Source organism: Phocaeicola sp. RTP21198st1_B8_RTP21198_201120 (assembly GCF_040929485.1).
GTDB classification, from domain to species: domain Bacteria; phylum Bacteroidota; class Bacteroidia; order Bacteroidales; family Bacteroidaceae; genus Phocaeicola; species Phocaeicola dorei.
This window is the reverse complement of sequence record NZ_JBCOCI010000508.1, coordinates 1-766: the sequence shown is the minus strand read 5'-3', so window position 1 is coordinate 766 and position 766 is coordinate 1. Positions and strand designations below refer to the sequence as shown.

Annotated in this window: 1 protein-coding gene and 1 pseudogene; both read right to left on the bottom strand. The window is 54.4% G+C overall.

Going from position 1 to position 766, the window contains the following annotated elements; all coding sequences use genetic code 11:
- A pseudogene (locus AB5935_RS27680) lies at positions 1-476 on the bottom strand (Arm DNA-binding domain-containing protein); the annotation flags it as partial.
- 20 nt (positions 477-496) lie between these two features.
- The coding region (locus tag AB5935_RS27675; protein WP_368328061.1) for a tyrosine-type recombinase/integrase at positions 497-766 on the bottom strand (270 nt) is incomplete at its 5' end.

Here is a 766-nt window from a genome sequence, read left to right as displayed (position 1 = left end):
AACTCCTCGGTGATGTCCGAAAAGGCGATGTCCTTCATTCCGCGGGATTCGATGAACTGTCTGAGATTGAGCTGCGTGGTCTTCGACTGGCGGTAGGTCGAGGTGGAGTTGATTTCTGCCGAGCGGATTCTCAAACGTTCGCGTTCCACCTCTCCGGCCTGCAGGAGGTATTCCGGCACGGAATTGGCACCTGACACGGTGGCCTTGAGCAGTTCGGCCGTGACCACTCCCTGATGCTTCAGCAGATTATCGTATGCCTTTTCCAGCTGGTCACGGAAACCGGCGAGGCGGTTGTTTTCCCTGACTGTTCTGATCTCACACTTCTTGCTGTCCCAGTCCTCCGGCCTGCAATAGATGCCGGTGGCAACGGCTGACTTCTTGCCGTCAATGCTGATCCGGCAGAGGACGGCGGTCGTGCCGTCCGATTTCACTTTGTTACGGTTGATGTAGAATAAGAGCTTGAATGTACTGCGCATGGTAATGATATTTTTTAGGGTTAAAGAATGAGTTTCAAATCACGGGTTGCCTCGATGAACCTGTCCATGTCCTCGAACAGCCGCTTCGGGCTGACACGGGCGTAAATTTGTGTGGTCCGGACATTGCTATGTCCCAGCATTTTGCTGATGGTCTCGATCGGTACTCCCTCCTCGAGCGTGACCAGCGAGGCGAAAGAGTGCCTCCCCATGTGGTAGACAAGGTCCTGGCTGAGTCCCGCCATCAGACGCAGGGCTTTCATATTTCCTCTGAGGGTATGGTAGTCCTGTGG